Below are 373 nucleotides of genomic sequence, written 5' to 3' on the forward strand. Positions count from 1 at the left end.
ATCATAGGGCTAGATATATCGAATGGCAGTCAGCATGACATTAAATTGGCAAGAAGAACGGTTAAAAAATTCAAACATTGTAAATATGTTATGACCGATTTAGGGTACTACGGATTAGAGCAAGATGGCTTTAAATTATTGATGCCAATAAAGAAAAAGAAGAATTTACCCTTATTTGATGTTGAGAAAAAGTACAATAAAATGATTGGAAAAATACGAGTTGTGATCGAACATATTAATAGTCAATTGAAAACATTTAGAATATTAAGTGAACGCTATCGAAATAGACGGAAAAGATTCGGTTTACGCATTAACTTAATCGCTGCACTGGTAAATCGGATGAACTTGCAATAACGACTTTCGCAAGAGGTCT

General features: G+C 33.0%; 1 pseudogene. It reads left to right on the forward strand.

Annotation, left to right across the window (positions count from 1 at the left end):
* Positions 1-354: pseudogene (locus J671_RS24830) on the forward strand (IS5-like element ISAba27 family transposase); the annotation flags it as partial.
* Positions 355-373: the final 19 nt, after the last annotated feature.

This window comes from Acinetobacter sp. 1130196, assembly GCF_000588095.1.
In the GTDB taxonomy this organism is placed as follows: Bacteria; Pseudomonadota; Gammaproteobacteria; order Pseudomonadales; family Moraxellaceae; genus Acinetobacter; species Acinetobacter nosocomialis.